Genomic DNA, 26,533 nt, shown 5'->3' on the forward strand with positions numbered 1-26,533 from the left:
CTCAGCATCGCCACAGACCTCAGCATTGCCATAGACCTCAGCATCGCCATAGACCCAAGCATTGCCAACTCGCGACAGATTCTTTTCGCTTTCAACCCAGCCACCGAGTTTGCCAGCACTCACGGAAGCGAATGCCGTCACGCACACAATCCGGTGCAAAGTTCTTCCATATACTTCTTTTGTTTCGTCCGTCAGTTTGTATTTCATTTTAAATCCTCTGTTGTTGGTGTGGGCAACAATTCGGCCCAGGCGACAACCGATGCTCTATCAGTTGCATTCATCCAGTCTTGGCAATCATTGTCCCATTCGTCAAAGCTAGCCACCATTGCTCCGTTCTTGTGTTTGTAAACAACTTGATACTCGCCATCTTCGCACGGCAACCTATCCTTAACGCTAATCCACTTGGGCAACTGCGACTCTAGTTCCTTGATGCGAGCTTCCATTGCATCCATAACCTTGTCGGCTTTGTCCTTGTTAATTTCTCCCTCAATAAATTCCACCATCCTAACAAGCACTGCTATTGCATCGTAGCATTCGTCTATTGCGTGTTCCTTGTCACCCTTGACATAGGCTTCAAAGATTTCAAGGTATTCCTCGTTAAGGATATTCGCAGCCGTTGGACTTAATTTCCGAGCAAAGAAAAGCGTCTGTTCAAGGTTCTCCGCAGACATTCTTTCGTTGGCGAAACCTTTGCAAAACACTGGGTGCTTCTCGCAAGCATGAGCGTGATGCTCGATAATTCTTTTTATGATTTCTTCTTTCATTTTGAAATTCTCTCCATTGTAACATGGTCTTCCATAAGCAGGATGAACGGGAGCATAACTCCGTCAACCATTGCGTTCATGAAGTCTTCCATAGTTTCGCTGTTCTTGAACAGAGTTGAAATACAGGCGTTCGCCTGTGTGATATAGGCAACTTCCCTAGATTCAATAACGCCAGCCTTTCCTTCCTTTAGCTCCCTGAAAAGTTTCAGGTGCTGGAGAAGGTCTTTTCTGGCTTCGCCTACCCTTACGATAGACGATGCTTCAAGTTCTATGTCTACCATATTTATTCCCATAAGAAAAGCCTTCTTGCGAAGGCTTGTTGTCTATTTAACTTTTTGCAGGCATTCTTCTGCAAGGATTTTGATGTTGTGCAGGTCTCGCTGTAGCTGGGCCTTTTCGGACATCAACCTCGTAAGGTCTCTGTACATCTGGTTCCAGTCATCACGCCTGACCTGAATGTATTGCGGTTCGGTTGTTTTGTTCGTCATTTGGCCAAGAACCTTCCTTTTGCGGTTGCAAGTTCAACGCATCCGGGGAAGGCGTTGCAAAGGCCTTCCTTCGTGTAATCGCGCAGGTTTTCAAGCAAGAGTTTTGGGTCAATCTTTGAACTTGACTGAATGAATTCGTCAGTCTGGCCGAAGTCTTCCTTCAGCCTGCGGATGAGTTCGGCTTCGTCAACTATTTTGACGGACTGTGCGCCTTTTGCAAATGAGAAGTGATTTACTTCCTCGCCAGAGTCGTTCTTGGCTGTCACATAGCCTTCAACGAAGGAAAGGGAGCATTCAATTTGCTTTTTCAGCCTTTTGGCGAATTCGTAGAAGTCAAACAGACGATCGGGATTGATAGTCAGTTCCTGGCCAGTGGCGAAAGCCACGAGGGCGTTTGCCGTGTCAAGCATTTCTGGATTTGAGTTGCCGAACTTTACGACTTCGTTGCATTCTGCGGCAAGAGTAGATTTATTCATGGGGTGGACATCGCTGTTTTTATGAACCAATCAGGCTAGGATTTCTCCTAGCCTGAAAGGAAAATTAAGTGTATAAAAACACCGGAGCTATGAACCGGCTCTGCTTATTGGGCAGAGGGAGTATTTATCGCTTTTGGGTTTATTCGCTCTGTACCGAGCAGGTTCTTCCGCACTCGCGGAATATCGGATGCAAGGCATCGGAGCCTTGTCGCTTCGGGTTGTTGTGTAAAGTGGTGTGTAATTTAGTACGAACGCACAGGGAATGCACGATTCGTGAAGTTGTGAAGCGAGAAACCTTCCATCCGTGAATGCTTCCGTGGGGAAGCGGAGCCAAGCTCTTGTAATGAACGAAGCCTTCCGCCTAACCTTGATGACAGGCGGATAGACTAAAAAGAATTATTTAACATTGTTTGTTTTTTTTTAAAAGCCTAATCGTTAGTTCATAGGCTCGTCATTGAAGATTTTCACATCTTCAACGCTTTCTTCCTTTTGGGGAGAAACTTGTGTCGGAAGAGCTGCGATTTGTCGGTAGAATCCTTCCTGCAATTCCTTCGTGATTTCGGAGAGCTTTGTGCAGCCGAAGTCAAAGAGAAGCTTGTTGAAGGCTTCCTCGCCAACTCGGGAGCGTTCGTCCGCAATGACTTCTGAGAAGGAACGCTTTGCAGGTTTTTCCGCCTGCGGGATTTCGTTCTTCGGGTCAAGAGTTGCGGTCGGTTCCGGCATTTCGTCGGAGGTATAAGGCATTCCGTTGAATTCGCTTGGGAAAGCTCGCCTGAACGCTGTCGCAATGGCAACCTTTTCGAGCATCACCTTCGGCTTTGAAAGCCAAAGGGATTTGCCTGTGTTGTATTCTGCCATATAGACCGTGCTCGTGCAAGCGTGGGAGCGATCCTTGCGGAATACTCTGCAAGTGCAGAAAACCTGCTTTGCAGCGTCAATTCCAAATTCCGTTTCGTATCCGTCATATTGTGGGAACGATTCTGCTCTCTTTATGTAAACCTCGTAACCAGTAATCACGTTGAAACTGTTGCCGTATTTGACGGCATAGATTTCGCGCTTGAACGGGTTGAGATTGAAGGCCTGAGCGATAGCCAGAAACTGCACGCGCTCGCCTTCCGTAAGGGAGGTAGTGAGCGTGGACAGGTATTCGTAGAGAAGCTTCTGCGTGACCTTGTTCGCTTCGGTCTGCACGGTTACTTCGTTGGGCATGTTGCACCTCATTGTTTCTTTTCGGCAAACTTGCGCAGGCACGTCTGCCACTGGGTCTTGATGTTGTTCCAGCCTTGCTGCTCCTGCCATTCAAACCATTCCTTTGCTATCGGTGGGAATATTCCGACTGCGTCAGCGTATTCGTACACATCTGCGAGATCGGGAACCTTCTTCGGCATCTTCGGACTGTTCTGATAGGGTGGGGGCGAAGGTGGAGGCTGTTGATTTTCAGTGTTCCATCGGTTCAAAACTCGCTTCCTTTGGGCTTCACGATATTTTGCGACCTCCTGAATCATTTCGTGCTCAATCGTTCCTTCGGGAGCCTCGTTCTTGATTAGACGTATCAGCATCTCCTTGAAACGGGAGCCTGCTTCTTCGTCCGTCATTGTGAAGCAATCAAGAAAGTTTTCTGGATTGAAGCGAAAGAAAAAGTATTTCTTGCTCTTAGCCATTCATTCTTAAGACCTCCTTCTCTACAAGGGTTCCTATTATGTCGCCAAGTGTCGGGCGAACCGCATTCCGTGTAAGCATTCCTTGCAAACGGAACAGGCTCTCCTTTGTCTTGGCGGACACGAAAACGGGTGGTGTCCTTTTATTTTCCATTTGTGTTTATTCTCCTATCTAGTCAGTGGTTTCTCTTCAATGTCTTGCGTTTTGTCACAAGGCACCAAAGAGAAACCGCTCACTTCCGTGGGCGGTTCCTATGGTTCTATGATTGAGAATCCTCGGGGTCACAGATGTCTTCCGGCATCTTGATTATTTCGCTTGAGCGAGGCGGCTTTCCGCTGAAACTTTCGGGCTTGTAGTATTTCACAAACTCGTCAAGCTTCATCGGCTTTTGCCATTCTACAGGCGCAATAATCGGTATCAGAATGTAGGGGCGAAGCTCCAGAGCCTTCTCGTAGTCAGCCTTTGTTGTTGTCACATCGGCATCGTGGGCGAACACTATGAACTCGTGCTTTGAGAATTTGTTCGTGTTCAAAATATGGCGTGTTTCAAAGGTTCCGACAACTGCGTGTCGTGAGCCTGTTCCGCACTCGTATATGTAACACTTGCCAGCGAACTTGACTGGGAACCACTTTCGCAGCTCCACCGTCTTCTCTTTGGCGAAAATTTCCTTTACAAACTGGGAACGGATTGAAATTATTGCACAGTCTTTCACTTTTCCTCCTTTTTTTCAAGGGAGTACATGAAAGAAAGCCTTCCGGCAAGCTCCGACATTGCTTGTTCAAGCTGCCGCAACTCGCTTTCCTTCGGGCCTTCGGGATATTCCTCAATCATAAGGAACAGATACGAGGCGCAAGTCCGCAATAGCTTCTTGCGTGTATATTGCATTTCTTCCTTAGACATCGGATTCCTCCATTTTAGGGAAGGAAACTTCCTTGATTATGTGTTCGTTTGATCTATAACTATATCCGAACAGCATTCTGAAAATATGTTGCTCGCCTTTTTTTAAGAACATGTCAAACACATCTTTAAGGGAGTCAAGTTCGTACAACTGTCCGTTCTCGCAATTCTTGTAAAGAACCTTTTTTCCTTGCTTTAGATTAAGGATAGTTTGTTCAAAACTTATGCTGTCAAAACCAGTACAGCAACTTGCAACATAATAAAGGGCTGTTTTAACAGTAGCCTTTTCGTCGGGGATTTCAATCGTGAGTGTCATTTCCATAGGTTTAGTCCTTTGTTTATGGGTTTAGTTGTTGGCTTTCCATCATCGGGCAACGGGGAGCCACCGCCGCTGCGACAGCCTTTTTAGGGGCTGTTTCGGAATACAGCCTTTTTACAGGCTGTTTCGGAGTTTAGGCTGCAACAAGCTTGCCTAGCTTTTCATAAAGGAATTTTTTTTTGCTTGGGTCTTGAGTTTCTTTAATCATTTCTTTGATTTTTTCGCTCATTACCGATCGGGCAAATTCCTTTTCCTCTGCTGCATCGAATTCCTTTTCCTTTGCTGCGTTCATGTTAACCTTCCTTTTGGGAGTTGATTGCTTTTTGATATTCTTCAAGGACTGCGTTTTCCAGATGCTCTCTGAACTGGCGAGTCATCGGCATGTAGATGCTCCTGTAATCTTCTCCTTGATAGAAAGGGTCTACTGGGTAGGCTACAAACAAGCCGTTCACGCCGTCCTTGATTTTGAGTTCACGAAGGCAAAGGGCTTCGTTGATTTCAACTGTTGCCATGCCTTTGATTTTTGAGTCCAATTCCTTTAAAGGGTACACGATAACTTTTGTTACTTGGAGTGTATTTTCCATATTTATTCCTTTGTTGAGGTTTGTTTTTTTTTGAACATCGTGAGTGATGCTCGTTGGGAGCCGAACTACCGACTTCCAACGAACACCACGCAAATGCGTGGGATTCGTCTATTGGTTTTCTTCAACGAAGAGCTGTGGCCTCATTCTTTTTAGGGAATAGAAGCCATTCTTTGATACTATCAAGTGGTCAACCAGATGCACTTGCATGAACTTGCAAGCGTAAGAAAACTGCCTTGTAAGGGCGATGTCGTCTTCGCTTGGTGTCCTGCTTCCTGACGGGTGGTTGTGGAAAATCGCAACAGCCGTTGCCGAGGCGTAATGTTTTGAAGAAAAGAGCTTCTTGAACATAACTCTCGGGCATGCTGGCGTGTGGTCTTCAACACCTACGGAGACGACTTCAACACCTACGGAGACGACTTCAACACCGAGCGGATGCAGGGAACCATCCAAGGCAATAAAGCCGAAGTGCTCCTGCCATTCGTTCTCGAAACGCTTGAGTTTTGAAGCAAGCATTTCTGGGTTGTTGAAGCATGTAACCGTATCGTGAAAGTATTCACTCATTTTCAGTCTTGCCATAGGGTCATCCTTTGTTATGGTTTGTGGGAATCGGAGTGATTCTCTTTCTGCTCCTCCGCAAAGAAGCAAAAAGAAAACCACGCCTTTTCAGCGTGGTTTCTAAAGTCGGGATTGTTTTTTTATTATTCTATAATCGCTTTTACGACATTGGGACAACTGATTAACTTTTCCGCTTTTTCGTCATCTCCGAATTCTTTAAGAAAAGAATCTGCTAACTCTTCGCTTGTGAATTCGGTGAAAACATCGTTTATACTGTCAAGACATGATTTGTAATTTTGTTCAAGTTCATCTTCGTCTGCAATTTCTTCATCGTCTTTTTTTGATAAATAAACAATGTTATCGCAGAAGAACCATTGTAAGGGTTGCGTGTAAAGCAATTCCTCTATAATTGCTTTTGCTGCTTTTTCGCTAAAGCCATCTGCAACCATTACGGGAACAAACTTGTCGTAAACAGCTTGGGTTGTAACTTCTTTTTTTAACATGAGAAATCCTTTGTTAAGGGTTTTTGCACAATATACAAAAATTAGCCGTAGGGAACCTATGCGTTTGCGGCAAGTTCTACGATTTCGTGCGCCATTTCCTGCTGCTCCAGAGTAAGGGAGCGTTTTTCGTTCAAGTATTCGTGCGCTTCAAACTGGCTGCATTGATGCAGTCCTAGTTCACGCTCACGAGCTTCAAGGAAGAGCTTTTTCTGACGGGGATCGCAGAAGAGTCTGCCGAAGATGTTCACGAGTTTCTGTGCTTGATTTTTCATAGGGAATCCTTTGTTTTAGGTTTGATGCGTTGTTTTGTAAACGCTTTTCAATGTCTGGGAATTGCTCTCAGGCACCAAAAAGCGCTCACCGAAGCGAGCGCAAAACCTAAACCATAAGAATAAACCTTGACGGGATAAGGCTCCAACATCTTTCACCGTGATATTAGGCGTGGTTACTTAGCTCGTTGCCATTGAGCCTGCCGAGCAGGGAACATTCAAAATGCTTAGTTTCGCCTGCCGTGCGCCTTGTCTCGTCATCATCCGTAAGTGTCAAAAATCCGGCATTTCGTCAATTTTTCGCCACAACTTAAACATTTGATTTCGTGGCGGTCATTATCTCGTTGCCGTTGCTTTTCTTGGCGGTAATTTGGATTTTTGAGCGTTGCCGTGCCGTTTAAGGTCGCTTGCGTGACTTATCTAGCATCTGCCGACAAGTGCCGCTTAGTATCGCTTTAAGCCGCTTTCGCTGGAGTCCTTGCCGTGTGCGTTTGTTTCCGCTCGCTTTGCTTGCGTGCATTTTGGCGCATTGATTTGCGCCACCATCTAGCCATGACTTGCTAGACCGTCCATAATGCGCACTTAGCGCATTACTGCAACTTTACGGCTATATGCCGTAGATTTATCGCTTTACCGCTTTATTATCAAAAAGCACTTATAGCCGCCTGCGCTATAGTTGTATAGCAATATAGTAAAATTTTACTACATAGCGGTTAAATTTAACGCATTTTATAGTAAAATTTTGCTAACATTTGGCTAAATATTGCTTTATGGTGGTTAAATGTTGCTTTTGGAGTTCTAAAAGTGCTTTGTTTTTGATTTTTACGCACTTTCTAGCCACTTTTTACGGCTATATCGTGCAACTTACTACACAAACGCAAAAACGGCTTAAAATAGTCTTAAAATTGAAAATAGAATAGGTGTATTTTGAGCACTATTTACACAAAGTGTCAAAATGTAATGTTATTGTAAGTTATATATTACAAAAATGTTATTTTATACCGTGGTATAACCTCGGTAATGCGTCGGTAATACCCATCTAACAACTAACAATTAACAGATAACATCTAACACTCTCTCCTTATAAAGGATAATGTGTAAATTTCTCTACTCTTCTCTTAATAACGGCAAAATTTTCAAAAAAATTTTTCTTTTCAGGATTTTTTCCATTTTTTGAAACTTTCTTCTTTTTTTTTGACCAGAGCGAGCGAGGCGAGCTGTTTACACACATGATTTTTTATAAAATTTTTCCCTTATGGGTTAAATTTTGTTATATTCCTTTTTATGGCTGAAGAATTGACGAAAAAAGAAGAACTTAGGCTACGTTTACGTGAAACATTCGTAAAAGGCCTGAACTCGTACATAGGCAGGACCGGAAGCAATCCTACCCGTGTTTCCCTTCAAGTTGGATTGTCGGCTTCCGCATTGAAAAATGTCATAAACGGAACTTGCAAGCTGCCTTCGTTTGAAATCATTTACGGACTTCTTGACAACGGCATGACCCTTGAAGAGTGCTTCGGTCCTGAACTAGCCGCAAAAATAGCTCCACATCAGAGCCAGAACATGGACATTGAAACGATTCTCCAGAACCTTTCGCCCGAAGAGATTTCGCTCGTCTCGAAGAGGTTCGCCTACCTAGGTCTTGCAGGACTCCTTGCAGACCTTCAACGCCCAGAAGATCCAAAAGAACGTCAAGCATAGCCTTTTCAGCCAAGTCTATTCCAGAGAATTTCCGCAGTAGTTCCGAACGGCTACTGCGGTTTCTTTTTGGTATCGTTCCCGTAGTTCCGTGGCTATGCCGTGGTATTCTTTCGGTATTACCGATGTTGTTCCGTTGCATTACCATAGTAATACCGATGTTATACCGCGGTATTACCTTGGTTCTTCCCTCGTTCTTCCGACTCTATTCGCAGGAACTCCTCCCACGCCTCCTCCGCATCGGACTTGTCCTTGTAGAAGTCGTAGATTATGCGCTTTCAGGGAAGTTCCTTCGTTCAAGGCTATGGGGTTCACCTTCAGCGAGCACGATGTGGACGAACTCTACAGGTATCTGTAGGCGAATAGGCAAGGGGTTTTCCCTTGCTTATTTCTTTTGCTCGGTAAACTATGTAACAGCCAACAACAAACAATGAGGTAGATTATGGCAATGCCGCTTGAAAGAGCACGTGGTTTGAACACTTCCGATTCCGAATACGACAGTGTAGACACTTCCCGTATGCAGCGTTCCATTGAACGAGACGAAGTCGGTGCGCAGGCCGCATATCGTAACCTGCAAGCCCGTCTAGGTGGTCGTCGCTAGAAATGGCTAACCTGAACGGAAAGCTGTTCAACGAGGCGAAGGCTATCGCAAATTTTGGCGGTCGCCTCGCCTTTGCCGTTTCGCTGGGGAAGGATACTGCATGTATGCTTCACATCATGAACCAGCTTACTGACTTGAAAAGGCACTATTTCTTCCATTGGTCTATGTACCCGAAGATGCTGCCCTATCAGAGCAGGTATCTCTCGCAGATTGAGAGAATGTACGGCATAAAAGTTGATGTAAGCATTTGGCCTGAGCTTATAAAGAAGAAACAGGCTCCTGCCGTAACCGAGATAATGGAAGCCAACCGTTGTGACTTGGCTCTATTTGCGTACCGTATGGACGAAAGTCTACAGCGAAGGGGAATGCTCAAACGCTTCGATGACGGCATTGACTATGTGCGCAAGTGGGCTTATCCATTGCGCTCGTTTACTGCAAAGTCAATCCGTGGCTACGTTACCGCAAACAAGGTTCCACTAAATGTTGAATATTCTCTCGGATTCAAGCACGACCTTTTAACCCATAGGGGAAAGAACGCATTGCTGCTGAGGCACGCAATAAGCGAGGCTGACTATCAGGCAGCCGTTGCGCAGGACCCGAATGTGGAGATTGATTATGTCAGATTCGCAAACTGCCCCGAAATCGTCAAGGAAATCTTTGGAGAAAAAGGGCTTCCAAAGGGGAGAGTCTAGGAAAATCCAGAGAACGCAGGTTGTCCTTGACGACTACAATCCTAGATACATTTCTCCTGCAAACGCTCAACGACTGAAGAAATCCTTGAAGGATAACGGGCTTGTAGGTACCCTAATTTGGAACAAGACCTCAGGCCATATCGTAGGAGGACACCAGAGGCTAGGTGTCCTTGACCAGCTTATGCGTTTTGACCCCGAAAAGCCTGATTCTTCATACGAGATTGAGGTTACTATGGTTGAAATGCCGTTGAAGGACGAAGTCAAGCTGAATGTTGTCCTGAACAACAGCGATGCAATGGGCGAATTTGACTTTACGGCTCTTGAGACTCTTTCAAAGCAGTTTGGCCTTGATGTTGAGGCTGACTTCGGATTTTCAGAAGAGGTTGCAAGCGTCCAGTTCCCAGATGTGGTTGAAGAAATGCTTGCGGAGCAAAGCGAGACTCACGAAATGCGCGAGGCTGTCGCAACCCCTGAACAGATCGCCACGATGAAGGAGAAGAAGCACGAGTCGCGCGAAGCCATAAAGCAGATGAACGAGGAAATAGGGGACTGGAAGGCTGAACCGAAAGGAATACTCACGCTTGTGTTTCCTACGGAGACTTCAAAAAGGGAATGGCTTAAAAGCATTCTCAATCTTGACGATACGAACGTTCTGCACATTGACAAGTTTGAAGAGGCGTTGATGAACAAGGACTTTTCAAGCGAAAGCCCCGAAAGTCAAGAATAAGCACAGAAATTCACTCACATTCAAAATGAACGGGAAAGGGCTGAAAACCCTTTCTTTTTATTGCGCATTTAGGTAAACTATAGCCATGCCAAAAATCAAAGAAGCAGCAGAAAACAAGTTTTACGAGCTTTTCAAGCAGATTCTTGACACTCAGTCAAAGGAAATTGAATTGCTCCTTGAAATCAAGGAAACACTGGCGAACGCAAATCCTGCGGAAAAAACTGCCGTAAGCAAGGGCTGGGGTGACCTGTAATGAAGATTCCTGTCGGCAATGCGTTGAAGTCGGTAGCTCTCGCCAAGAGAGCCGTTTCGGCTTCCGCTCCTGCCGTTGACAGGTATCGTGGACGCTTCCAGTCAAGCGGAAAATACCTTTTCATCGCTCACCCTGAATGCTGCCCGGCTTGCAACAGGATGAACGGAAGGTTCCTGAACACCGCTGATGTCGCATTCATTTCGCACCCTAACTGCAAATGCGCAACGATTGCCGTTCCAGAAGGTCTTTCTCCTGCGCAAGTTACCGAATGGGCGAAGAACCCTACAGGAACGATTATGTACGGCTGGAACTATGGCGTTGCCTTGCGGAACGAGAACTTGACCGAGCGCAACAGGACGAACACGATGATTCGCTTCTTCAACCGAATGCGCAACGATCCCCGAAACTACAACAGGCGAAAGATTAGGGCACAGGTATCAGATGAACAAATCCAGTCAGTGCGTGACGCAGTGCAAAGAGGTGAACTCGGAGCAGCGAAAGATTTCACGTCTACTATCAGGAGGCTTTCAGCTACTGAAAGAAATAGACAAGCTAGAAAGAACATGGCAAACAGGAAACGCAAAAAGGGAGTATGACTAGATGGACGCTAAGAAAGCAATTGCAATGGTTGAATACGGTTGTAGATTTATTGCTAAGCCTTATATTTGGGGCGGCAACGGCTGCGGCCTTACTAATCTTGGCGGAGAAGGTCATTTTGGCTTTGATTGCTCTGGCTTCGTGAACGAATGCCTTGCGGCGTTCGGCTTCATTCCGAATTATGCCGACTATTCAGCACAAGGTCTTTATACGATGTTCAAGGACAAGTGGGCGCAGGTCCTGCCTGAATACAACACTGGAACGCTCGTGTTCTTCGGAAAGGACGAGAACAACATTACCCATGTCGCAATCTGCGTGAACGGCTGGCAGATGATTGAATGCGGTGGCGGTGGCAAGAGCTGCACCAACGAAAGGAACTCCACAGGATTTGTAAGGCTCCGTCCTATCAGTAGCCGTGATGATGTCGTGGCTATGCTTGACCCCGTTTAACGACCAAGAAGCCGAAGTCGCGGTGGAAACCTTTGACGCATGGATGGGCTACCCCCCCCATGTCCGCGCGAAAGATGGTTGGGTAAATTTTTCACTCAAACAAAAAGGAAACAATATGGCAAGAAAGAAAGTTGAAATCACAATTGACGCTAACGAAATCGAAAAGGAAAAGATTTTGAACGGCACAAAGAACAAGCAGGAAGCTGTCGCCGAAAAGGTTAGGGAATTGGTAAGTTGTCTCAACGACCTTACGGTTCCTGAATTTGTTCATGGCATTGGCAACGGCATTCTTTACGGTGCTTGCAAGAACTATCTTGACGCAAACGCTGAAAAGACTCCAAACAAAAAGAAGAAGTAGAGTTTCTTTTGCATACGCGCACGCCCCAGCCTCGTGTGCTCCAGAGAAAGGCTGGCGCATCGCCTGAATGTGTTCCTGAAAATCAGGCAAACGGAATCGTAGCTCAGTTGGTAGAGCCTCTGAGGAGTGGCATAAGCCTCAAACAGCGCAGGTTCGAGTCCTGCCGATTCCATTACCCATAGATACCGAAGTTCTTGCTGTAACGCAAGGATTGTTTTCTTCCGACAGCCAGCAAGTCGGCAAACATAGCTGGCGTCTTTTTATGGCTCGTAAAGGCGGAAATCCAAACATCAATGAGATTAACAAGGGCACCCGTTTCAACAAGGAAAGTGCTGTCATAGCCGCCAAGAAAAAGGCCGAGAAGGAACGAGCCAAGAAATCCATATTTGCCGCAATACGACCATATTCGGAAGAAATCATTCCAAAGGACAAGATACCTGAAGGTGTTCTAGCCTTCTGGGAAAGCCGTGGTGTCGGTGCCGAGAACATCTCAGCAATGCTCATTGACATGACTCCTATGCTTGCCAATGCCATTAAAGGTGGCGACTATCCGACATACTTCGCCATAATGAAGCAGCTAGGTATGACGTTTGAAAGCACTAGGGAGCAGAATGTCAAGGTAGCCTTTGAAAACTCGCTTGAAACGAATGTCAATGGCGAAATCACTATCAATATCGTAGAAAAGAAGCCAGAGCCTATTGACGATGAATGATGCAGGAAAGGAATGTTGAACTATCTCCTTTCCAAGTTGAATTCCTACGAAGAAAGGACGAGCCGCTCGTAATCCTACAGACGGGCGTAGGCGCAGGGAAAAGCCGTGCGCTGGCTCATTGGTGTGTCTATACCGCTAGAAAAGGCTACAGAATACTTGCGGTTGCACAGAACTATTCTGCACTAATGGAAGTGCTTTTCCGTGAAATTGAGATAGTATGTGCCCAGATCGGCATTACCTGCGACAAGACTGGCAAGAAACTCCATATTGGCAACGGCTGGATTTACGGAGCCACAGGCGAGAATCCGAAGGGCATTCTTGGCTATACCGACTTCAACGCAGCCGTTTTTGACGAGGCTGCCTACCTTAAACGCAATGTCTATGACTTCGTTTGCGACCGCTTGCGCGGCGAGAATGTGGATGTTCCTCTTTATCGTTTTACATCTTCCCCTTCAAGCGAACCTGCTTCCGTGTGGTTCCGAGAACTTTGCGAACAGAACCAGGACAAGGTAATCAGGGCTACGAGCCTTGACAACGCATTCACTTCCAAGCAGTACAAGAAAGACCTCATAAAGCGTTACGGACTCGGAACGAACCTTTTCCGTCAGCAGGTGCTTGGAGAATTCCTTGATACAGACCTTGAAGACACCCTTTTCACACACGAGCTGTTGAAGAATGTCAAGTCCAGAATTGCCGACGATGTTATGCGAGACGAGCTTGCTGTCATAGGCCTTGACTGCGCCCGTTACGGACGAGATTACTCTGTTGCGGTCCTGCGAATCGGCCGTAGAGTGGTTAAGGTTCTGCGAGCTAGGGAGACTGACACGGGCCAGCTTGTCGCAATGGTTCGCAAGCTAAAGGACATTGCAGAACAGAATTGGAACATAAAGATAGACAGCGTATGCGTTGATGCCGCATATGGATCGGGAGCCATTGACATGCTCAAGTCTCTTGGCTACACGGTGTACGAAGTCAGCTTTGCAGGACTACCGAAGCGCAAGGAATATTACAATGTTCGTGCCGAGATGTATTTCACGGCAAAGGACTGGCTCAAGGAAGGGGGAACCTTTGAAGACGAGGAACTTTATGCCGACCTTTCCGCACAACGCTATATGCTTGACGATGGCGGCAAGTTCCGTCTAATCCCGAAGGAAATGATTAAGAAGACCATAGAACGCTCTCCTGATACCAGCGATGCTTTTGCATTGACATTCTATCACGCAGCCATAAGGAACGATTACAACAAGAAGCAGGTTCTTGACAGCCCTGCAATGCTGAACATGATGAAGAAACTGAGAATGAAGAAGTCAACGCACAAGTTCGCGTTTTAATGATTTAGCAAGGTAAACTATATGAAAATGGAAAATTTGCCGACGATTTGCCCCGAAAGGCTCTCGGAACTTATGCTGGAGGCACAGCAAAAAAATGACTGCTCCAGCAGGGAACTTGGAGAACTTGTACACAACATAACGCAGAAGGTAATCTTTTCTGACGAGTTCATTGCGTACACGGACGACTGGAAACTTGAAATGCTTTCGCAGGCGTATGTGAAGGTTTTCGGAGCCGTAATGAAGTTTGACCCTGTAAAGTGCAAGTCGCCTGTGAATTACCTGTACACGGCTGCACTCAATTCGTTCCGCAGCACTCTGAGGAAGCTCAAGAACGATTCGGAAGACTTTACCCCCATTAACGAGGAAGTGAAGATTGAACCGTTCAACCTGCGAAACAAGAGGCGCATTCTTGCTAGGGCCACGGCAAAGCTGAATGTCCGCAAGATTGTGGAGCAGGCCCAGAAGTCAGAGATTGACGGAGACAAGGAACGCTACAGGAAGTATGTGGGCAACATCTTTGAGTACGTGGACAGGCTTGCAAGGATTGTTGAACGGAAACTGAACGCTGCCGTAATGGATGACTTGATTAAGAAGGCACGAAGCATAAGGAAGATGGCTAATGGTTGATTTTGAAGAAACGATTGACGAGGTTCCTGAAATCAGCGAAGAGGAATGGGCTGGCGAAGAAAAGGAAGTCATTGAAGAGTTCCGAAAGTTCGCCAAGGAATCCTCCGAGGAATACGGCGACCTTTACAAGAGAATCCGTGAGGAACGCAGGTTCATAAGCGGTGAACAATGGGACAAGAATGACGAAACCAACAGAGGCGAAGGACGAGCGCAGCTCTCCATCAACATTTGCGGTGTCTATTCAGCTTCCGTAGTGAACCCGTTCGCTGCAAGGCCGTTCAAGTTCAAGTGCATTCCAAGAGTCAATGACCCTATGGTAATGCAGGAAGCCGAAAACCTTAACTCCTATCTTACGGCAATACAGAGCGATTACGATACCAATGTAAGCAACACAAGCGGTTTCAAGGACGAGGTTGACACTGGTCTAGGCTTTACTTATGCCACCATTGAAGAGGTTATGGGCGAACAGAAGATTCGCTATCTCTACATTGAAGATGCGACAACAGTAATCCTTGATGTGAACGCAAAGGGTGTTGCTCTTGAGCAGTCCGACAGGATTGCCGTAGTTGACATGATGAACTATGACAAGGCCAAGCGTGAATTTGGCGAAGACATTGTTCGCAATGGAAAGCCTGAACAGGCTGCGCTTTCCGATTTCGGCTCGTCTTGGGAAGTGCCGAAGAACTGCGTTGCCGTTGTTACATACTACCGCAAGGACGGCCACGATGTTGAATACTTCCGACTCTGTGGCGACCACATTGTAGATTATGGCGTTTTTGAAGGCCTTGACTACCTTCCTGTATTCGCATTCACTGGGGATCGTATCTGGGTTGACGACAAGAAGAGCTTTGCAGGCATTGTCCGCAAGGTAAAGGCTCAGCAGAAGACAATCAACTATGCACAGAGCCAGCTCATTGAACGAATTGCGATGAGTCCTAAATGCTTCTTTGTCGCAGGTTCCCGAACCATTGAAGGCCACGAGGACGATTTCAACAACATCCATTACGGCAACAAGACATTGCTGGAATACAATGACGACATTGACGAGGTTGGGCGTGAAATCAAGCCGCCTCAGTTCATCGTTCCGCAATGCCATACGGAAGACTTGCAAGCCGTCATAAATTCAGCGGTTCAGCAGATGAGCCTTGCCACTGGCATTTCTGCAAACGGGATTGTTGAACAGAACCTTACAGACCAGAAGACGGCAACGGAAGTCTTGCTCCGCACAAAGAGCAGCCAGAGCAATGTAAGCAACTACCTTGACCACGCAAAGGAAACCATACGCATTGCTGGCTACACCCTTGCCCAGCTCTGCATTGCAATGTATGGCATAAACCTTCCTAAAGGTTCCTTTGACATCGTTGTGGAGGAAGGGTGCGTATCGCTTACCAAGATGGAAGAAGACCGCGAAAAGTTGCTTGCTATCTCTCAAATCGTGCCTGACGAGTTCAAGCCTTTGATTTCTCAGCAGCTTGTCTCAAAGTTGGATATTGAGGGTGGTCAGCAGCTATCCGAAATGCTTTACAACATGCTTCCTGCGGAACTTCGTGGCGGTCAACCTTCCTGGCAGGAATTCAACGCCCAGCAGGAACAGCTTGCGATGTTGCAGCAGCAGTTGCAGGAGGCGCAGGAACAGAACAAGGCTCTCAACGACCAGCTTACTCAGCAGCAGCTTAGGACGCAGACGGACCTTGCCCTTAACGACAAGAACTTTGCTCACGACCTGGTTATGAAGCAGATTGAACTTGCCGAGAAGCAGGGCGACTTTGCTGCAGAACAGAGCGCAAAGGCTGAGGACGATGCTCGCAAGAGCCAGCACGAACTTGACAAGATGTTGCTTGATGCGTCAATAAAGGCGAACGAACGAGCCAACGCACAGGCGCAACAGATTCTAACACAGACAAACAATGTTCCTATGGAGAGAATGAATAATGGCTAAGATGAGTGGACTCGCAAGGTTGCTTGGCGCAGTAGGCAATCAGCGTGCAATTAACGGTGCTGGAGCTGCAATGGCTCAGGAAGCGGCTATGGGCGGTAACGATGGTGGCGATCCTAGAGATTACCTTCTTTCGCTAGGCCAGGACGGGGTTATGGACTGGGAATCATTGGCGACTGCCGCAATCAAGGCTCTTTCTTTTGAAGAAGCCGAAGCCGTAGTGCGAATGAACGGCCTTGATGAAATGCAGTAGCGTAACAGCCTAAACCGATTGCTTGAGGTGTGCTAATCGGTTATTCCACGGGTAGGACGGAATGTCTGCCCGTGGATTTTTTTGCGCTTTTCTCGGTCGGAAAAAACTTGCTCGGTAAACTAGAAGCAAGGGAACGTGCCCCGAAGCACGATGTGTAAGGAAATTTATGCCGACACTTGATGAAAAAGTGAAAGAAATCGCAAGCCAAAGGGAATCAGTTGCAGCCCAGGAGCCTGACGAAACCAGCGAAGTAAAGGCAGACTCGCCTGCCAATCCGGTAAACGAAAATCCAGCCGACAAGGAACCGCAACAGCCCGAAGGCAACGGAAGCGCATTACCGAAAACCGATGTCAAGACAGCTACCAAGGAACAGAAGGCGGACTACGCCTTTGCCGCCTACCGCAAGCGCACCAGCAGGGAAATGGATTCCATGCGAAAGGAGCTTGAAGAACTTCGCAAGTTCAAGGAGGAAATGAGCCGTAAGCAGAACGCAGAGGCTCCCAAGACTAGGCAGGACTTTGGTTCGGACGAAGACTTTGCAGACTACATACAGGAAAACCTGTACAAGAAATTTGCCGAAAGGTTTGAAAAGGAGCATTCCGCAAAGTGGGAAAGCGAACAGGAAGCCTATCGCAAGGAATACGAAGTCAAGAGCGAACTGAAGCAGTTGTTCGGTAACGCTGCAAACGACATCCTGAACGCCATTGAAGACGAACATTCCGACCTGTCGGTGCTACTGAACCACCCCAATGCGGAAGCAATCCGTAACGAGCTTTCTACAGACTTTAGAGCCGATTTTCTCGGCTTGATGTACAAGCAGCCGGAACGATTCTTCGCATTGCTGCAAATGTCCCCGACAAGGCAGGAAATCGTCCTGATGGATTACGAACGGCAAATCCGTGAACTGAAGGCTAAGCATTTGAACGCTGGCAAGGGTACGCAACAGCCTAACCAGCAGCCGAACGCTCAGCCACAGCAAGCGAAGTTGCCGACAACGGGTCGGTTTGGCAACGGCAACAACGGCTCAATGTCCTTTGGAGACATGAGCGCACAGTCAAGAGTCAACCGATTCATGCTGCAATACAAGAAAAAAGGTTTTTAAGGGAATATGGCAAACAATCTTACAGACGCAAAGCAGGAACTTTGCGACCGCCTTGCAGCCAAGATTATCCTTGGCATTCCGTTCATCAAGCGTTCCACTTCCATCGGTCGTGACCAGCTCACAAAGACCGCTCGCACACAGGGCAAGATTAAGCTCTATGTGAACGCTGGCGGTGGCGCACAGGTCAAGAAGTTTGACGGCAACGGTGCACTTGACCTCACTGGCCGTTCCACAGATTCCTCTTTCTACGAAAAGGAATTCACCGCAAATGTCGCTTCCGACATTCTCGGCTACAACGCATTTGAAGAACTCTTCCAGTTGGGCGAAGGTGGGGTTGACAAGGAATTTATCGAACCTCGTGGCGAATTCATGTCCAACATCATTGAAAAGGACCTTGTGGAACGCAACTGGTTCAAGGCTGGCGGTGCCGTGATTGAAAACGGCGGCGTAAACATGCAGCCTCTTTTCAAGGCTCAGAGCATTCTCCAGACAATCAAGGCTGGCGGTACTTTCTCCGGCTTCCTTTCTCCGATGCTTCAGGGCGAACTTGCATACAACGCACTCGGCAAGCAGAACGGCTTTGACGCTCCTACCGAAACACAGCGTGACATGTACGGCAATGCCGCTATCGGCAGCGCAGCTGGCTTTGAATACATCAACGAACCGTTCATGCCTGTATTCACCATGGGCGCAGCTCTCGGCAGCGCAAAGGTTGCAAAGGCCGTGAACAGCGGTGATGACGAAATCCAGCTCAAGGGCGTTACCGCAAGCGCAAAGATCTACAAGGGCACTCCGCTCAAGATTGAAGGCGTTTACGATGTTACCATGGCTGGCGCACCTGTGGTCTACAAGAAGACATTCATCGTGCAGGAAGATGCAACCGTTTCCGACAGCGGCACAGTAACCGTCAAGATTATCCCTGTTTACTTGAATGGCGACGACCATTACAAGCCGACAGCATATTCCACAAGCACAGTTGCTCGTGGCGGCACTCTTGTCGGCAACAAGGGCGTAATTCCTGTAGATGCAGGCGTTACCTGCGAACTTACCGCAGAAACCGAATACCATATCGGTCTCATCCGTGAAGCCTCCGCATTCAACTGGCTCCCGTTTGAATTGACGAAGCTATCCGGTGTAGAAAACCGCACAACTTCCGTTGACGAACTCACCTTGCACATCTGCACTGGTGGCGAGCTCAAGACATACGAGAACGTAACCCGTATTGACAGCCCGTACTTTGGCGACATCGTTGACGAACGTGCATGCCGTACAATCTACGTGAAGAAGTAACGAAATTCCGTGATGGGGTGATGGTGGCGCAAGGTGCTTTAAGGTGCCTTGCGCTTTTTATTGAGGTTCATATTATGAAGACTGCAATCACTATAGTTAGAGAGGCGTATGAATACACAGGCGTTCTGCAGCAGGGCGAACAGCTCAATCCCGAAGACTGCAAGGAAGGACTCAGATTCCTTAATGAAATGGTGCGCAAGTGGAACGAAGAGAACTACTTCCCGTTCTCCATTGTAACTGCCGACGGAACCGCTCGCAATGGCAGAGCGTTGATTTTCAAAGGCTCCGAGGATATTGACGGAGAAGTGCCGTGCATCGTAAACAAGGTTTACTACAGGGATGGCGAAGCGTGGGTTGAAGTTGACAAGGTTTCCTACGAGAACATCTGGGGCTGCAAGGACAAGTCCGCAAATCCAACCGCATACGCATTCACGCACGATGAAGAAATGCGTGGCGTGATAGAGATTGATGCCGAAGGATGCGACATTCCTTTGCGTGTCATCTACAACAGGGTGTTGCCGAAACTGGACTACAATGACGAACTCAAGGCTCCTGAAATTTACGAGGACCTGCTTATTTATGGCGTGGCTTGGAAGGTCGCCAAGCGCAACAAGATGCCGCCCGAAGATGTTGCCGACATCTGGAACGATGCCGCTTCAATCCTTTCAAGCATAAAGAAGATGAACGCAGGAAAGCACAAGGTAGGCAAGACATATCAGCAGGTCTATGTATCTCCGTTCCAGAAGGTTGTAAGGGGCTATCGATGAAGCAGGCAAGGATTTTACAGAACATCGTAGGCGGAAGCTACGAGGCGGATTCAAAGATTGCAGGAACCGCATTTTCGTTGAACATGTATGCGGAGAATGTGGAGGAAACTTCCGGCGGAAGCTACTACACTACGGCATTGCGTTCAAGGGAAGGCGAAAGGACCGTCCTTGAAGGACTTGGCGGCAAGTGCCGCGGAATGTTCGTGGCAAGCGACGGAAGCATCTTTGCCGCTTTTGGAAACGATGTCTTAAGGCTAAGGTATGACAAGTACAGGGAATCCTGTTCCAAGGAGACGGTTTTTTCCTATCCATACGACTATTCCGAAGAAATCCGATTTAGTGAAACAGGGGGTGTTAATTCCCATGTCGTATGGGTTGACGGAAGCGAATTCGTTTACGCATATCCTCTTGAACCTGAAAAGGCGACCTCTCAAGGCGTTTCACTTCCTTTGAAGTTCAGGACTCCGAGAAGGGTCTATAAGACCGCTGAACAGGCCACATCGTTCTCCGAAGAGTACATTTCTCCGACTAACATCTGTTCGTTGAAAGGTTCAATAATAATCAACGACCCCGAATCCGACACCTGGTACTACACCGAGCCGTACATCCTTGGCGGCACGAAGTATTCAAGGAGCGTTTACAAACTTGACGGCAACGGCAATGTGGTGTACAAGACTGAAAGCAGGTACGAAGTTGACACCGAGGAAGTTTCCCTTTGGGATGAGGAAAGCAGAAGTGGTACTGCGTATCTTTGGCTTGACAGGTATTCCGTTCCGCACTGGAATACTTCCGAATACTCCGCAGACAAGACCACAGGAATAATGGCTTGCGGAGACCTTCTGTATGTCCTTGGCGAACGCTCAATCCAGGTTTACACCCAGTCAACGAATACGGACGCTCTTGGAAATTCCTACATGGCGTTCACTTCTTCAAATAGGAATGTCAGGGAGCTTGGCTGCAAGCTGTCAGCAACAATCGCCGATGTGGGCGAAAGCATTGCTTTCGTAGGCAACGGAAGCCGTGGAGACTGTTCCGTATGGACCGCCACGGAAGGAGTTCCGGTTAGGATTTCAACGAACGCCATTGAAAGGGAGCTTTCGGCAGTCAACCTTGTAGGTTCCGTCGCATTCTCGTTCTCCGAATACGGACACCTGTTCTATTGCGTGTCGGTTCCGAAAATAAGGAAGTCTTTCGTTTTCGATTTCTCCACGAAGCAATGGCACAACAGAAGCACGAGGAAGGAAGACGGTATTGATTACGAATGGTGGGTGCGCTATGCCGTAAGGACGGAAGGACGGATTTTCATTGCCGGTTCCGACAATGCGCTTGCCGTAATCGATGCGTCAAAATATGACGATTACAAGGGCAATGTGATCGTGAAGCGCCGAGTATCTCCGATAGTGTCCAGCGACTTCTCGCCATTCATCCTGAATGACGTTCTTCTTGTGATGAACAACGGCGAAACCACCGACAGGACGGACGAAACTAGGGCTAGAAATCCTTCCGTAACTCTTGAGGTGTCAAAGGACGGTGGCAATACTTTTTCAAGTCCTGTAAGGGGCTATGCAGGAACTACAGGCGATTACGGCTACAGGACTGTATGGCGCAACCTCGGCAAGGTTACGATGGCCGTGCTCCGTATCACGATAACCGACCGCTGCAAGGTAGTTGTAACCGGGGCCAAACTATCATTCACCCAGTTGAGGCATTTCTGATGAAGAAGATTGCAAGGACGGTCCAGAATGTAAGTGAACTTTCGGAAGCTCTGTGCGGCTCCTATGACGAAGGCGTTCTAAAGAACGGTATCCGCTATGTGCTGCGTGGAAGCCTTTACCATTTTGAAGGCTTCATAGACAACGCTCCGAACACCATTGAAATTCCGATTCTGCCCGTTAGGTGTGCTGTCACTATAGCGATGCCTAGCGGCTGGAGCTGCGTGATTGTGGTGGAGCCTAACAGCGGAATCGTAAAGGTGCCCGAGGAACTATTTGGAAAGAGTTTCTGCATTTTCGCAACCTGCATAGTAAACTATCAATAAAAAGAGGTTTGATTTATGGCTTTTTCAGCAGCAGTAGGTTCTTTGATTCCGGGTATTTTGGATTTTGCATCACAAAATAACCAGCAGAACATGGCGAACATGCGCACTCACGCAGGAGTGCAGAACGCCCTTGACACTCTCGGTCAAGGCTCCAGCTATGCCGACGAGCTTTTTGCGCTCAACAACAATGTCCTTGCGCAGCAGCAGGCGAATAACAACAGGTTTCTCGGCTCCGTAAATCCTTACGAGGCAGGTTCCTTTTCGTATAACAGGAAGCTGGACGACTTCTATGACCCAGCATTCCAGCTTTCCGTCAATGCGGCAAACGATGCAATCAACAGCTCGCAGGCTCTTGGCGGCAACCTTTTCAGCAGCGACACGGCCAACCGGCTTGCTGCAAAGAACAATGTCCTTGCAACGAACCAGTACAGGAACGCAATGGACGCAATGAATGCTGACCGCAACTTTGCTCTTGGTTCTTGGCAGGGAAACGAGGCTGCAAAGCAGGCTGCCGCGAACTCGGCTGCCAATGTTGCGAATATGGGCATAAACGCAAACAACGCGCTTTACGGCAACATGATTGCAAACAACTCCGACCTTTACGGCAACAAGGGCGACTACCTGTCTGCACTTGCTGAACTTCAGGCAAGCGATCCGGGCAGCGTTTCCGCAACACAGGCTGCACTTAGTGCTCTTGACCCTACAGGCTCTCTTGCTAGCATTTACGGTGCTGGTGGAGGCAGAATGCTTAAAGGAGCTGGAGCAGGCATTGCAGGAAGCGGTGTCGGAACTCTATTTGGAACTAACGCAAACAACGCGCTTTACGGCAACATGATTGCAAACAACTCCGACCTTTACGGCAACAAGGGCGACTACCTGTCTGCACTTGCTGAACTTCAGGCAAGCGATCCGGGCAGCGTTTCCGCAACACAGGCTGCACTTAGTGCTCTTGACCCTACAGGCTCTCTTGCTAGCATTTACGGTGCTGGTGGAGGCAGAATGCTTAAAGGAGCTGGAGCAGGCATTGCAGGAAGCGGTGTCGGAACTCTATTTGGAACTCCTATTTTAGGAACTGCACTTGGTGGATTGTTTGGTCGTTAACGAGGTTTTAGATGGCAATATTCGGACGATTCAACGGACTTGGCATTGGCCAGGCGATACAGAACAGGAATGAAAGGGAAATGGCGAACAGGAACGCTGCTTTTAATTCCCTTTCCAGCGGCATCCAGCGCGTGTTTGACAAGATGGAAGAGGACAGGCTGCGAAAAGAAGGTAGGGAATGGGCTGTTTCCGACGCTTCTGATAACAGGGATTTCCAGCGAGAACTTGCTGGAATCAATGCGGCGGCATCAAAGGACGCTGCACGGATGTCAGCTCTTGGACAGATATTGTCTTCCGTGCAGAACGGCATAAGTTCTGTCAATGCTTCACTCGGAACAACAAATCTTCCTTCGCAGTCTCAATTGGATTATTTGAAAGATGCCGGAGATTTTTCAAGGGCTTTAATGCAGTATCTTTATGGAGATGATTTTGTAGAAATCCCCAAAAAACCCTCTGGTGATAAAGATGGTTCCGAATCGGAAAATCCAGCTGGTGTTCCTAGACTTGATCAGACGCCTATTTCTTTTGGCGATTTCAAGACAAGGGAAGCCTTGACTGATTTCATAAAGACAGCAAGCATTGAAGACCTTGTTCGTCTTCGTGAGGAAGCTCTAGCGAACAATAGCGATATGGCCGGGCAGTTTGAGATTGCCATTGCGAACAGGTTGAAGAACGATATGCCGGATGTCAAGTCTATAGATGACAAGTACGGCACTAATTATTCCCAGATTCTAAGGAACCAAGGAATAAAGGAAACTTCCAAGGAAGCGAAAAAAAGGGTTGAGAGGGAAGCTTACAACAAGCGTGTATCTAGCGCAAGAGAAGGTGTTATCAAAAACAAGAAACTTCCTGCCGAAGCCTATACCAACGGCGTGTTAAATGAGTTTGGGAAAAGCATTATTAAATCGGGAACGATAGAAAGTGGCGGAGATAGCTACACTCTACAATGGTTGTTTGACAATGGTTTTTTAAAGTAGGTTTATATGAACGAGCTAAAACCGAGCGAAAAACTTTTGAGAGATTTATCTTCTTTTGTTGTTAAAAATTTCAACAAAATGGATAGTAACATATTTTTAAACAACTTCCTTTCAAATCCTAAAATTTCTCAATATATAGAAGATGTTCAGGGAGCAAGGGATTTTGAAGCTCGTATTGGCGAAGCAATGCGTGACAATCCAGAACTTGTACCTGGAATAGTCGCATTGCATAATAAGCTATACGAAAAAGAACCTATAGAGTTATCTTCCTTGTTCAAAGATTCTTCCGGGAAATATAAGTTTGATTATAGGCCATTGAACGCTGAAGGAATGACGGAAAACGAACTTAATGAAGCTCGTAATGATATTTTGGAAGCGTTGAATCTTAAAGACGCTGAATCTGCATATTCTCAATATTACCCGTCAAGTGAAATTAGTGTTCTTAGCAAGTTGTCTGGAATACCTTACAATAAAGGAAATGGATATAAGAATGAAGCGTTGACAAAATTTCTTTTAGAAAATGAAGAAGATGATTTTGATTCAAGGCTTTTGAAAGAAAAAAGAATGCGTTCTCTAGGCTTCGTAAATCCAGAAGCCTACGACAGGTATGTTCGTGAGGTTCTAGGGCGTTCCAACGACATCTACGCATTCAAAAACGGCAATGGTGTAAGAAACTTTGCCATAGACCTTGTTGCTCCAAATGTGAACAAGTCACATTCTCTGGGCCATGACGCAAGCATAAGTGACGTTGGAGCCGATTTGGTTTCTGCTGGTGCTGGCGCTTTATTAGGTGGTGTGACTAAACTTCCATGGGTTACAAGAGCGGCTGCACAAGGATTCATAGACGCTGGTGCCGAAGTCTCTGCTAATGAAGCAAGAAAAGAACTAGCAAGAAAAGGACTTGAAAATGACAAAAGGGATAAAAGGATTTATTCCGCCGGTTCAGATTATATAGAAGGCGAGAATGAAAATGGAGTTGGCGTAAAAGGTGTTGTGAATGCTGGAACAAATGCACTTTACACTCTTTTGGGTCATTCCGTAGGCAAAAAGACAAAGCTAGGCAAGTGGATTGAAAAGAAACTGGATAGGAACAAAGCTTCTGAAAAGACTGCCGAACAGATTGCCGAAGAAAACAAGGCTGCCGTAACAAAGCATTTTACAGAAGATCGCATAGGGAAAGGCTCTGTAACAAGAGCTGTAAACAAGGAAATGAAATCTTCTACAGGTGCTTTTGGCAACGCCAAGAAAACTATAGACTCTGCAAAATCTTCCATCGGAGAAATTGACACGAAGTTAGCCGAACTCAACAAGCAGGGCGAAAGCCTCGCAATGGAGCGTTATAGACTTGCTCAAACTCACAGGACACCTGAAAACCAAAAGGCTATTCAAGGGAAAATTAATGAGCTTGACAAGAAGATGAACGCCATAGAAAGTGAAGCAGACAAGCTACGAGTAACGAGGGCAAATCATGTTAAATCGGTAGATACCACGGTATTGCCTGACACTCCTAATGCTGATGCGGTCCGTGAAAGAGTCCTTCAGCAGAAGATTGAAGAAGCCTTGAATGACCCCGAAAAGCTAAAGAAAATAATTCCAGAAGTCAAGGTTGACAAGAAAAAGCAATACCTTGTTGACTTCATAAACATAGCGTTGCCTATACTTGAAAACAGGGGGCTAAACCCGATAGACGCTTATGGAAATCTTATTAGCGGACAAAAAAAATAAACAAAAAGGCTCATTCAGAGCCTTTTTCTATTTACAGAAATCTGCGTTGTTTGTTCGCCTAATTTCTTTAATTCCGTCAGCTCCGTAGCAAACGCCTTTTGTTGAAAGTGTATTGTTGCCATTGTCAACTATGATCCCCTTGTATTTCAAAGTACCGTCATCACGATACAATTCTATAGTGTCATTATACATAAAAGAGTTTACATTCTGCTTGAATGTGTAGACAGGTTTTTTTGTGGTATCAAAATCATACGTGATGTTTGGTGAATATACAATTTCATATTCTATAACTTCTTCATTTTCTACACCAAATTCTAAACAAGGGTTCGTTTGATAATATGAAAAACCTTTTCCTTTAGTACATAATTCAAATTCAACTCTTTCACGATGGTTGTATTTATTATCTGAATAAAAACTATACCCAGTTTTTTCAATACAGCAAAGTCTATCAACATTTGTTTTTTTTATTTTCTCTCTATATGATTTCTTAGGCGTTATTGAAATTATTTTCCTGCACGGCTTGGCAGGATACATTATGGAAACTGGTATTCCCTGAATTATAGTGTCTCCATATTCCTTGTTCTTTAAAATTTGAAGGCAAGCGTTTTGGCCAACTTCTTTTCTAGTGCCGTCGCTATATGTCGGATAACTTTTTGTTCTTTGAACAATGCAATCGTAAATATTTTCTTCAAAATCATAGCAGAAACAAAATGCTATGGAAGCTGCAATGCCTATAAACATAAAGAATTTCTTCATACAACACCCGATGTTAATGTAGTTGCAT

Annotated in this window: 37 protein-coding genes, 1 tRNA gene and 1 other RNA gene; 22 read left to right on the forward strand and 17 right to left on the reverse strand. The window is 46.6% G+C overall.

Annotation, left to right across the window (positions count from 1 at the left end; genetic code table 11):
* The 16 genes from MJZ26_11355 to MJZ26_11430 all read right to left on the reverse strand — a co-directional run.
* The coding region (locus MJZ26_11355; GenBank protein MCQ2106375.1) for a hypothetical protein at positions 1-207 on the reverse strand (207 nt) is incomplete at its 3' end.
* Positions 204-764, reverse strand: coding sequence for a hypothetical protein (locus MJZ26_11360; protein MCQ2106376.1), 561 nt, complete (start codon positions 762-764; stop codon positions 204-206). The genes MJZ26_11355 and MJZ26_11360, both read right to left, overlap by 4 nt.
* Positions 761-1,045 carry a hypothetical protein gene (locus MJZ26_11365; GenBank protein ID MCQ2106377.1) on the reverse strand — a complete coding sequence of 95 codons (285 nt, stop codon included), beginning with the start codon at positions 1,043-1,045 and terminating at the stop codon, positions 761-763. Before MJZ26_11365 ends, MJZ26_11360 begins: the two co-directional genes overlap by 4 nt.
* Positions 1,046-1,087: 42 nt before the next feature.
* A complete protein-coding gene (locus tag MJZ26_11370; protein ID MCQ2106378.1) occupies positions 1,088-1,252 on the reverse strand; it encodes a hypothetical protein in 165 nt (54 codons plus the stop codon).
* Positions 1,249-1,728, reverse strand: a complete 480-nt coding sequence (locus tag MJZ26_11375; GenBank protein ID MCQ2106379.1) for a hypothetical protein — start codon at positions 1,726-1,728, stop codon at positions 1,249-1,251. The genes MJZ26_11370 and MJZ26_11375 overlap by 4 nt, the downstream gene beginning before the upstream one ends.
* A 435-nt stretch (positions 1,729-2,163) precedes the next feature.
* Positions 2,164-2,937 (reverse strand): phage recombination protein Bet, encoded by a 774-nt coding sequence (bet, locus tag MJZ26_11380; GenBank protein ID MCQ2106380.1) that lies wholly within the window; start codon positions 2,935-2,937, stop codon positions 2,164-2,166.
* A gap of 8 nt (positions 2,938-2,945) precedes the next feature.
* A complete protein-coding gene (locus MJZ26_11385) occupies positions 2,946-3,389 on the reverse strand; it encodes a hypothetical protein (protein MCQ2106381.1) in 444 nt (147 codons plus the stop codon).
* A gap of 257 nt (positions 3,390-3,646) precedes the next feature.
* Entirely contained in the window at positions 3,647-4,099 is a 453-nt protein-coding gene (locus tag MJZ26_11390; GenBank protein ID MCQ2106382.1) for a hypothetical protein, read from the reverse strand.
* Complete coding sequence (locus MJZ26_11395; GenBank protein ID MCQ2106383.1) at positions 4,096-4,287, reverse strand: hypothetical protein; 192 nt, start codon at positions 4,285-4,287, stop codon at positions 4,096-4,098. The genes MJZ26_11390 and MJZ26_11395 overlap by 4 nt, the downstream gene beginning before the upstream one ends.
* On the reverse strand, positions 4,280-4,606 hold the full coding sequence (locus MJZ26_11400) for a hypothetical protein (GenBank protein MCQ2106384.1): 327 nt from the start codon (positions 4,604-4,606) through the stop codon (positions 4,280-4,282). The genes MJZ26_11395 and MJZ26_11400 overlap by 8 nt, the downstream gene beginning before the upstream one ends.
* Before the next feature lie 29 nt (positions 4,607-4,635).
* An RNA gene (locus MJZ26_11405) (hammerhead ribozyme type II) lies at positions 4,636-4,707 on the reverse strand.
* A gap of 29 nt (positions 4,708-4,736) precedes the next feature.
* The gene (locus MJZ26_11410; protein ID MCQ2106385.1) at positions 4,737-4,895 is read right to left on the reverse strand and encodes a hypothetical protein; all 159 of its coding nucleotides are present in this window, start codon (positions 4,893-4,895) and stop codon (positions 4,737-4,739) included.
* Between the two features lies 1 nt (position 4,896).
* Positions 4,897-5,187 (reverse strand): SpoVG family protein, encoded by a 291-nt coding sequence (locus MJZ26_11415; GenBank protein ID MCQ2106386.1) that lies wholly within the window; start codon positions 5,185-5,187, stop codon positions 4,897-4,899.
* Between the two features lie 108 nt (positions 5,188-5,295).
* The gene (locus MJZ26_11420; GenBank protein MCQ2106387.1) at positions 5,296-5,763 is read right to left on the reverse strand and encodes a hypothetical protein; all 468 of its coding nucleotides are present in this window, start codon (positions 5,761-5,763) and stop codon (positions 5,296-5,298) included.
* 122 nt (positions 5,764-5,885) lie between these two features.
* Positions 5,886-6,245: a hypothetical protein gene (locus MJZ26_11425; GenBank protein MCQ2106388.1), complete on the reverse strand. Its 360-nt coding sequence runs from the start codon at positions 6,243-6,245 to the stop codon at positions 5,886-5,888.
* A gap of 56 nt (positions 6,246-6,301) precedes the next feature.
* The gene (locus MJZ26_11430) at positions 6,302-6,517 is read right to left on the reverse strand and encodes a hypothetical protein (protein ID MCQ2106389.1); all 216 of its coding nucleotides are present in this window, start codon (positions 6,515-6,517) and stop codon (positions 6,302-6,304) included.
* A 1,281-nt stretch (positions 6,518-7,798) separates the two neighbouring features.
* On the opposite strand from MJZ26_11430, the gene MJZ26_11435 reads away from it, so the two are divergent.
* The 22 genes from MJZ26_11435 (at position 7,799) to MJZ26_11540 (ending at position 25,749) form a co-directional block, all read left to right on the forward strand.
* Entirely contained in the window at positions 7,799-8,215 is a 417-nt protein-coding gene (locus tag MJZ26_11435) for a hypothetical protein (GenBank protein ID MCQ2106390.1), read from the forward strand.
* A gap of 439 nt (positions 8,216-8,654) precedes the next feature.
* Positions 8,655-8,813 carry a hypothetical protein gene (locus tag MJZ26_11440; GenBank protein MCQ2106391.1) on the forward strand — a complete coding sequence of 53 codons (159 nt, stop codon included), beginning with the start codon at positions 8,655-8,657 and terminating at the stop codon, positions 8,811-8,813.
* A gap of 2 nt (positions 8,814-8,815) precedes the next feature.
* On the forward strand, positions 8,816-9,505 hold the full coding sequence (locus tag MJZ26_11445) for a hypothetical protein (protein ID MCQ2106392.1): 690 nt from the start codon (positions 8,816-8,818) through the stop codon (positions 9,503-9,505).
* A complete protein-coding gene (locus tag MJZ26_11450; protein MCQ2106393.1) occupies positions 9,429-10,232 on the forward strand; it encodes a hypothetical protein in 804 nt (267 codons plus the stop codon). The genes MJZ26_11445 and MJZ26_11450 overlap by 77 nt, the downstream gene beginning before the upstream one ends.
* 85 nt (positions 10,233-10,317) lie before the next feature.
* The gene (locus MJZ26_11455) at positions 10,318-10,485 is read left to right on the forward strand and encodes a hypothetical protein (protein ID MCQ2106394.1); all 168 of its coding nucleotides are present in this window, start codon (positions 10,318-10,320) and stop codon (positions 10,483-10,485) included.
* Positions 10,485-11,081: a hypothetical protein gene (locus tag MJZ26_11460; GenBank protein MCQ2106395.1), complete on the forward strand. Its 597-nt coding sequence runs from the start codon at positions 10,485-10,487 to the stop codon at positions 11,079-11,081. The genes MJZ26_11455 and MJZ26_11460 overlap by 1 nt, the downstream gene beginning before the upstream one ends.
* 4 nt (positions 11,082-11,085) lie before the next feature.
* Positions 11,086-11,532: an NlpC/P60 family protein gene (locus MJZ26_11465; protein ID MCQ2106396.1), complete on the forward strand. Its 447-nt coding sequence runs from the start codon at positions 11,086-11,088 to the stop codon at positions 11,530-11,532.
* A 115-nt stretch (positions 11,533-11,647) separates the two neighbouring features.
* Positions 11,648-11,890 (forward strand): hypothetical protein, encoded by a 243-nt coding sequence (locus MJZ26_11470; GenBank protein MCQ2106397.1) that lies wholly within the window; start codon positions 11,648-11,650, stop codon positions 11,888-11,890.
* Positions 11,891-11,982: 92 nt separating this feature from the next.
* Positions 11,983-12,062 (forward strand) — tRNA-OTHER (locus MJZ26_11475).
* A gap of 90 nt (positions 12,063-12,152) precedes the next feature.
* Positions 12,153-12,602: a hypothetical protein gene (locus MJZ26_11480; protein MCQ2106398.1), complete on the forward strand. Its 450-nt coding sequence runs from the start codon at positions 12,153-12,155 to the stop codon at positions 12,600-12,602.
* Entirely contained in the window at positions 12,602-13,933 is a 1,332-nt protein-coding gene (locus MJZ26_11485) for a phage terminase large subunit (protein ID MCQ2106399.1), read from the forward strand. Before MJZ26_11480 ends, MJZ26_11485 begins: the two co-directional genes overlap by 1 nt.
* A 21-nt stretch (positions 13,934-13,954) precedes the next feature.
* Positions 13,955-14,560 (forward strand): hypothetical protein, encoded by a 606-nt coding sequence (locus MJZ26_11490; GenBank protein MCQ2106400.1) that lies wholly within the window; start codon positions 13,955-13,957, stop codon positions 14,558-14,560.
* On the forward strand, positions 14,553-16,499 hold the full coding sequence (locus MJZ26_11495) for a hypothetical protein (GenBank protein MCQ2106401.1): 1,947 nt from the start codon (positions 14,553-14,555) through the stop codon (positions 16,497-16,499). The genes MJZ26_11490 and MJZ26_11495 overlap by 8 nt, the downstream gene beginning before the upstream one ends.
* Positions 16,492-16,749, forward strand: coding sequence for a hypothetical protein (locus MJZ26_11500; protein ID MCQ2106402.1), 258 nt, complete (start codon positions 16,492-16,494; stop codon positions 16,747-16,749). The genes MJZ26_11495 and MJZ26_11500 overlap by 8 nt, the downstream gene beginning before the upstream one ends.
* A 166-nt stretch (positions 16,750-16,915) precedes the next feature.
* A complete protein-coding gene (locus tag MJZ26_11505) occupies positions 16,916-17,851 on the forward strand; it encodes a hypothetical protein (GenBank protein MCQ2106403.1) in 936 nt (311 codons plus the stop codon).
* A gap of 6 nt (positions 17,852-17,857) precedes the next feature.
* On the forward strand, positions 17,858-19,141 hold the full coding sequence (locus tag MJZ26_11510; protein ID MCQ2106404.1) for a hypothetical protein: 1,284 nt from the start codon (positions 17,858-17,860) through the stop codon (positions 19,139-19,141).
* Positions 19,142-19,215: 74 nt separating this feature from the next.
* The gene (locus MJZ26_11515; GenBank protein MCQ2106405.1) at positions 19,216-19,908 is read left to right on the forward strand and encodes a hypothetical protein; all 693 of its coding nucleotides are present in this window, start codon (positions 19,216-19,218) and stop codon (positions 19,906-19,908) included.
* Positions 19,905-21,623, forward strand: coding sequence for a hypothetical protein (locus tag MJZ26_11520; protein MCQ2106406.1), 1,719 nt, complete (start codon positions 19,905-19,907; stop codon positions 21,621-21,623). The genes MJZ26_11515 and MJZ26_11520 overlap by 4 nt, the downstream gene beginning before the upstream one ends.
* Entirely contained in the window at positions 21,623-21,946 is a 324-nt protein-coding gene (locus tag MJZ26_11525; protein MCQ2106407.1) for a hypothetical protein, read from the forward strand. Before MJZ26_11520 ends, MJZ26_11525 begins: the two co-directional genes overlap by 1 nt.
* 15 nt (positions 21,947-21,961) lie before the next feature.
* Positions 21,962-23,047 carry a hypothetical protein gene (locus MJZ26_11530; GenBank protein ID MCQ2106408.1) on the forward strand — a complete coding sequence of 362 codons (1,086 nt, stop codon included), beginning with the start codon at positions 21,962-21,964 and terminating at the stop codon, positions 23,045-23,047.
* Between the two features lie 80 nt (positions 23,048-23,127).
* Complete coding sequence (locus MJZ26_11535; GenBank protein MCQ2106409.1) at positions 23,128-24,024, forward strand: hypothetical protein; 897 nt, start codon at positions 23,128-23,130, stop codon at positions 24,022-24,024.
* A gap of 6 nt (positions 24,025-24,030) precedes the next feature.
* Positions 24,031-25,749: a hypothetical protein gene (locus MJZ26_11540; GenBank protein ID MCQ2106410.1), complete on the forward strand. Its 1,719-nt coding sequence runs from the start codon at positions 24,031-24,033 to the stop codon at positions 25,747-25,749.
* Positions 25,750-25,776: 27 nt separating this feature from the next.
* Here MJZ26_11540 and MJZ26_11545 read toward each other — a convergent pair.
* The coding region (locus MJZ26_11545; protein MCQ2106411.1) for a hypothetical protein at positions 25,777-26,533 on the reverse strand (757 nt) is incomplete at its 5' end.

The sequence above is a fragment of the Fibrobacter sp. genome, assembly GCA_024398965.1.
Classification (GTDB): Bacteria; Fibrobacterota; Fibrobacteria; order Fibrobacterales; family Fibrobacteraceae; genus Fibrobacter.

Bases quoted from the DNA above. Each gene is read 5' to 3' on its own strand.
- MJZ26_11360 (MCQ2106376.1), bottom strand. From the start codon at position 764: ATGAAAGAAGAAATCATAAAAAGAATTATCGAGCATCACGCTCATGCT.
- MJZ26_11365 (MCQ2106377.1), bottom strand. From the start codon at position 1,045: ATGGTAGACATAGAACTTGAAGCATCGTCTATCGTAAGGGTAGGCGAA.
- MJZ26_11370 (MCQ2106378.1), bottom strand. From the start codon at position 1,252: ATGACGAACAAAACAACCGAACCGCAATACATTCAGGTCAGGCGTGAT.
- MJZ26_11375 (MCQ2106379.1), bottom strand. From the start codon at position 1,728: ATGAATAAATCTACTCTTGCCGCAGAATGCAACGAAGTCGTAAAGTTC.
- bet (MCQ2106380.1), bottom strand. From the start codon at position 2,937: ATGCCCAACGAAGTAACCGTGCAGACCGAAGCGAACAAGGTCACGCAG.
- MJZ26_11385 (MCQ2106381.1), bottom strand. From the start codon at position 3,389: ATGGCTAAGAGCAAGAAATACTTTTTCTTTCGCTTCAATCCAGAAAAC.
- MJZ26_11395 (MCQ2106383.1), bottom strand. From the start codon at position 4,287: ATGTCTAAGGAAGAAATGCAATATACACGCAAGAAGCTATTGCGGACT.
- MJZ26_11400 (MCQ2106384.1), bottom strand. From the start codon at position 4,606: ATGGAAATGACACTCACGATTGAAATCCCCGACGAAAAGGCTACTGTT.
- MJZ26_11410 (MCQ2106385.1), bottom strand. From the start codon at position 4,895: ATGAACGCAGCAAAGGAAAAGGAATTCGATGCAGCAGAGGAAAAGGAA.
- MJZ26_11415 (MCQ2106386.1), bottom strand. From the start codon at position 5,187: ATGGAAAATACACTCCAAGTAACAAAAGTTATCGTGTACCCTTTAAAG.
- MJZ26_11420 (MCQ2106387.1), bottom strand. From the start codon at position 5,763: ATGGCAAGACTGAAAATGAGTGAATACTTTCACGATACGGTTACATGC.
- MJZ26_11425 (MCQ2106388.1), bottom strand. From the start codon at position 6,245: ATGTTAAAAAAAGAAGTTACAACCCAAGCTGTTTACGACAAGTTTGTT.
- MJZ26_11430 (MCQ2106389.1), bottom strand. From the start codon at position 6,517: ATGAAAAATCAAGCACAGAAACTCGTGAACATCTTCGGCAGACTCTTC.
- MJZ26_11435 (MCQ2106390.1), top strand. From the start codon at position 7,799: ATGGCTGAAGAATTGACGAAAAAAGAAGAACTTAGGCTACGTTTACGT.
- MJZ26_11440 (MCQ2106391.1), top strand. From the start codon at position 8,655: ATGGCAATGCCGCTTGAAAGAGCACGTGGTTTGAACACTTCCGATTCC.
- MJZ26_11445 (MCQ2106392.1), top strand. From the start codon at position 8,816: ATGGCTAACCTGAACGGAAAGCTGTTCAACGAGGCGAAGGCTATCGCA.
- MJZ26_11450 (MCQ2106393.1), top strand. From the start codon at position 9,429: ATGTCAGATTCGCAAACTGCCCCGAAATCGTCAAGGAAATCTTTGGAG.
- MJZ26_11455 (MCQ2106394.1), top strand. From the start codon at position 10,318: ATGCCAAAAATCAAAGAAGCAGCAGAAAACAAGTTTTACGAGCTTTTC.
- MJZ26_11460 (MCQ2106395.1), top strand. From the start codon at position 10,485: ATGAAGATTCCTGTCGGCAATGCGTTGAAGTCGGTAGCTCTCGCCAAG.
- MJZ26_11465 (MCQ2106396.1), top strand. From the start codon at position 11,086: ATGGACGCTAAGAAAGCAATTGCAATGGTTGAATACGGTTGTAGATTT.
- MJZ26_11470 (MCQ2106397.1), top strand. From the start codon at position 11,648: ATGGCAAGAAAGAAAGTTGAAATCACAATTGACGCTAACGAAATCGAA.
- MJZ26_11480 (MCQ2106398.1), top strand. From the start codon at position 12,153: ATGGCTCGTAAAGGCGGAAATCCAAACATCAATGAGATTAACAAGGGC.
- MJZ26_11485 (MCQ2106399.1), top strand. From the start codon at position 12,602: ATGCAGGAAAGGAATGTTGAACTATCTCCTTTCCAAGTTGAATTCCTA.
- MJZ26_11490 (MCQ2106400.1), top strand. From the start codon at position 13,955: ATGAAAATGGAAAATTTGCCGACGATTTGCCCCGAAAGGCTCTCGGAA.
- MJZ26_11495 (MCQ2106401.1), top strand. From the start codon at position 14,553: ATGGTTGATTTTGAAGAAACGATTGACGAGGTTCCTGAAATCAGCGAA.
- MJZ26_11500 (MCQ2106402.1), top strand. From the start codon at position 16,492: ATGGCTAAGATGAGTGGACTCGCAAGGTTGCTTGGCGCAGTAGGCAAT.
- MJZ26_11505 (MCQ2106403.1), top strand. From the start codon at position 16,916: ATGCCGACACTTGATGAAAAAGTGAAAGAAATCGCAAGCCAAAGGGAA.
- MJZ26_11510 (MCQ2106404.1), top strand. From the start codon at position 17,858: ATGGCAAACAATCTTACAGACGCAAAGCAGGAACTTTGCGACCGCCTT.
- MJZ26_11515 (MCQ2106405.1), top strand. From the start codon at position 19,216: ATGAAGACTGCAATCACTATAGTTAGAGAGGCGTATGAATACACAGGC.
- MJZ26_11520 (MCQ2106406.1), top strand. From the start codon at position 19,905: ATGAAGCAGGCAAGGATTTTACAGAACATCGTAGGCGGAAGCTACGAG.
- MJZ26_11525 (MCQ2106407.1), top strand. From the start codon at position 21,623: ATGAAGAAGATTGCAAGGACGGTCCAGAATGTAAGTGAACTTTCGGAA.
- MJZ26_11530 (MCQ2106408.1), top strand. From the start codon at position 21,962: ATGGCTTTTTCAGCAGCAGTAGGTTCTTTGATTCCGGGTATTTTGGAT.
- MJZ26_11535 (MCQ2106409.1), top strand. From the start codon at position 23,128: ATGGCGAACAGGAACGCTGCTTTTAATTCCCTTTCCAGCGGCATCCAG.
- MJZ26_11540 (MCQ2106410.1), top strand. From the start codon at position 24,031: ATGAACGAGCTAAAACCGAGCGAAAAACTTTTGAGAGATTTATCTTCT.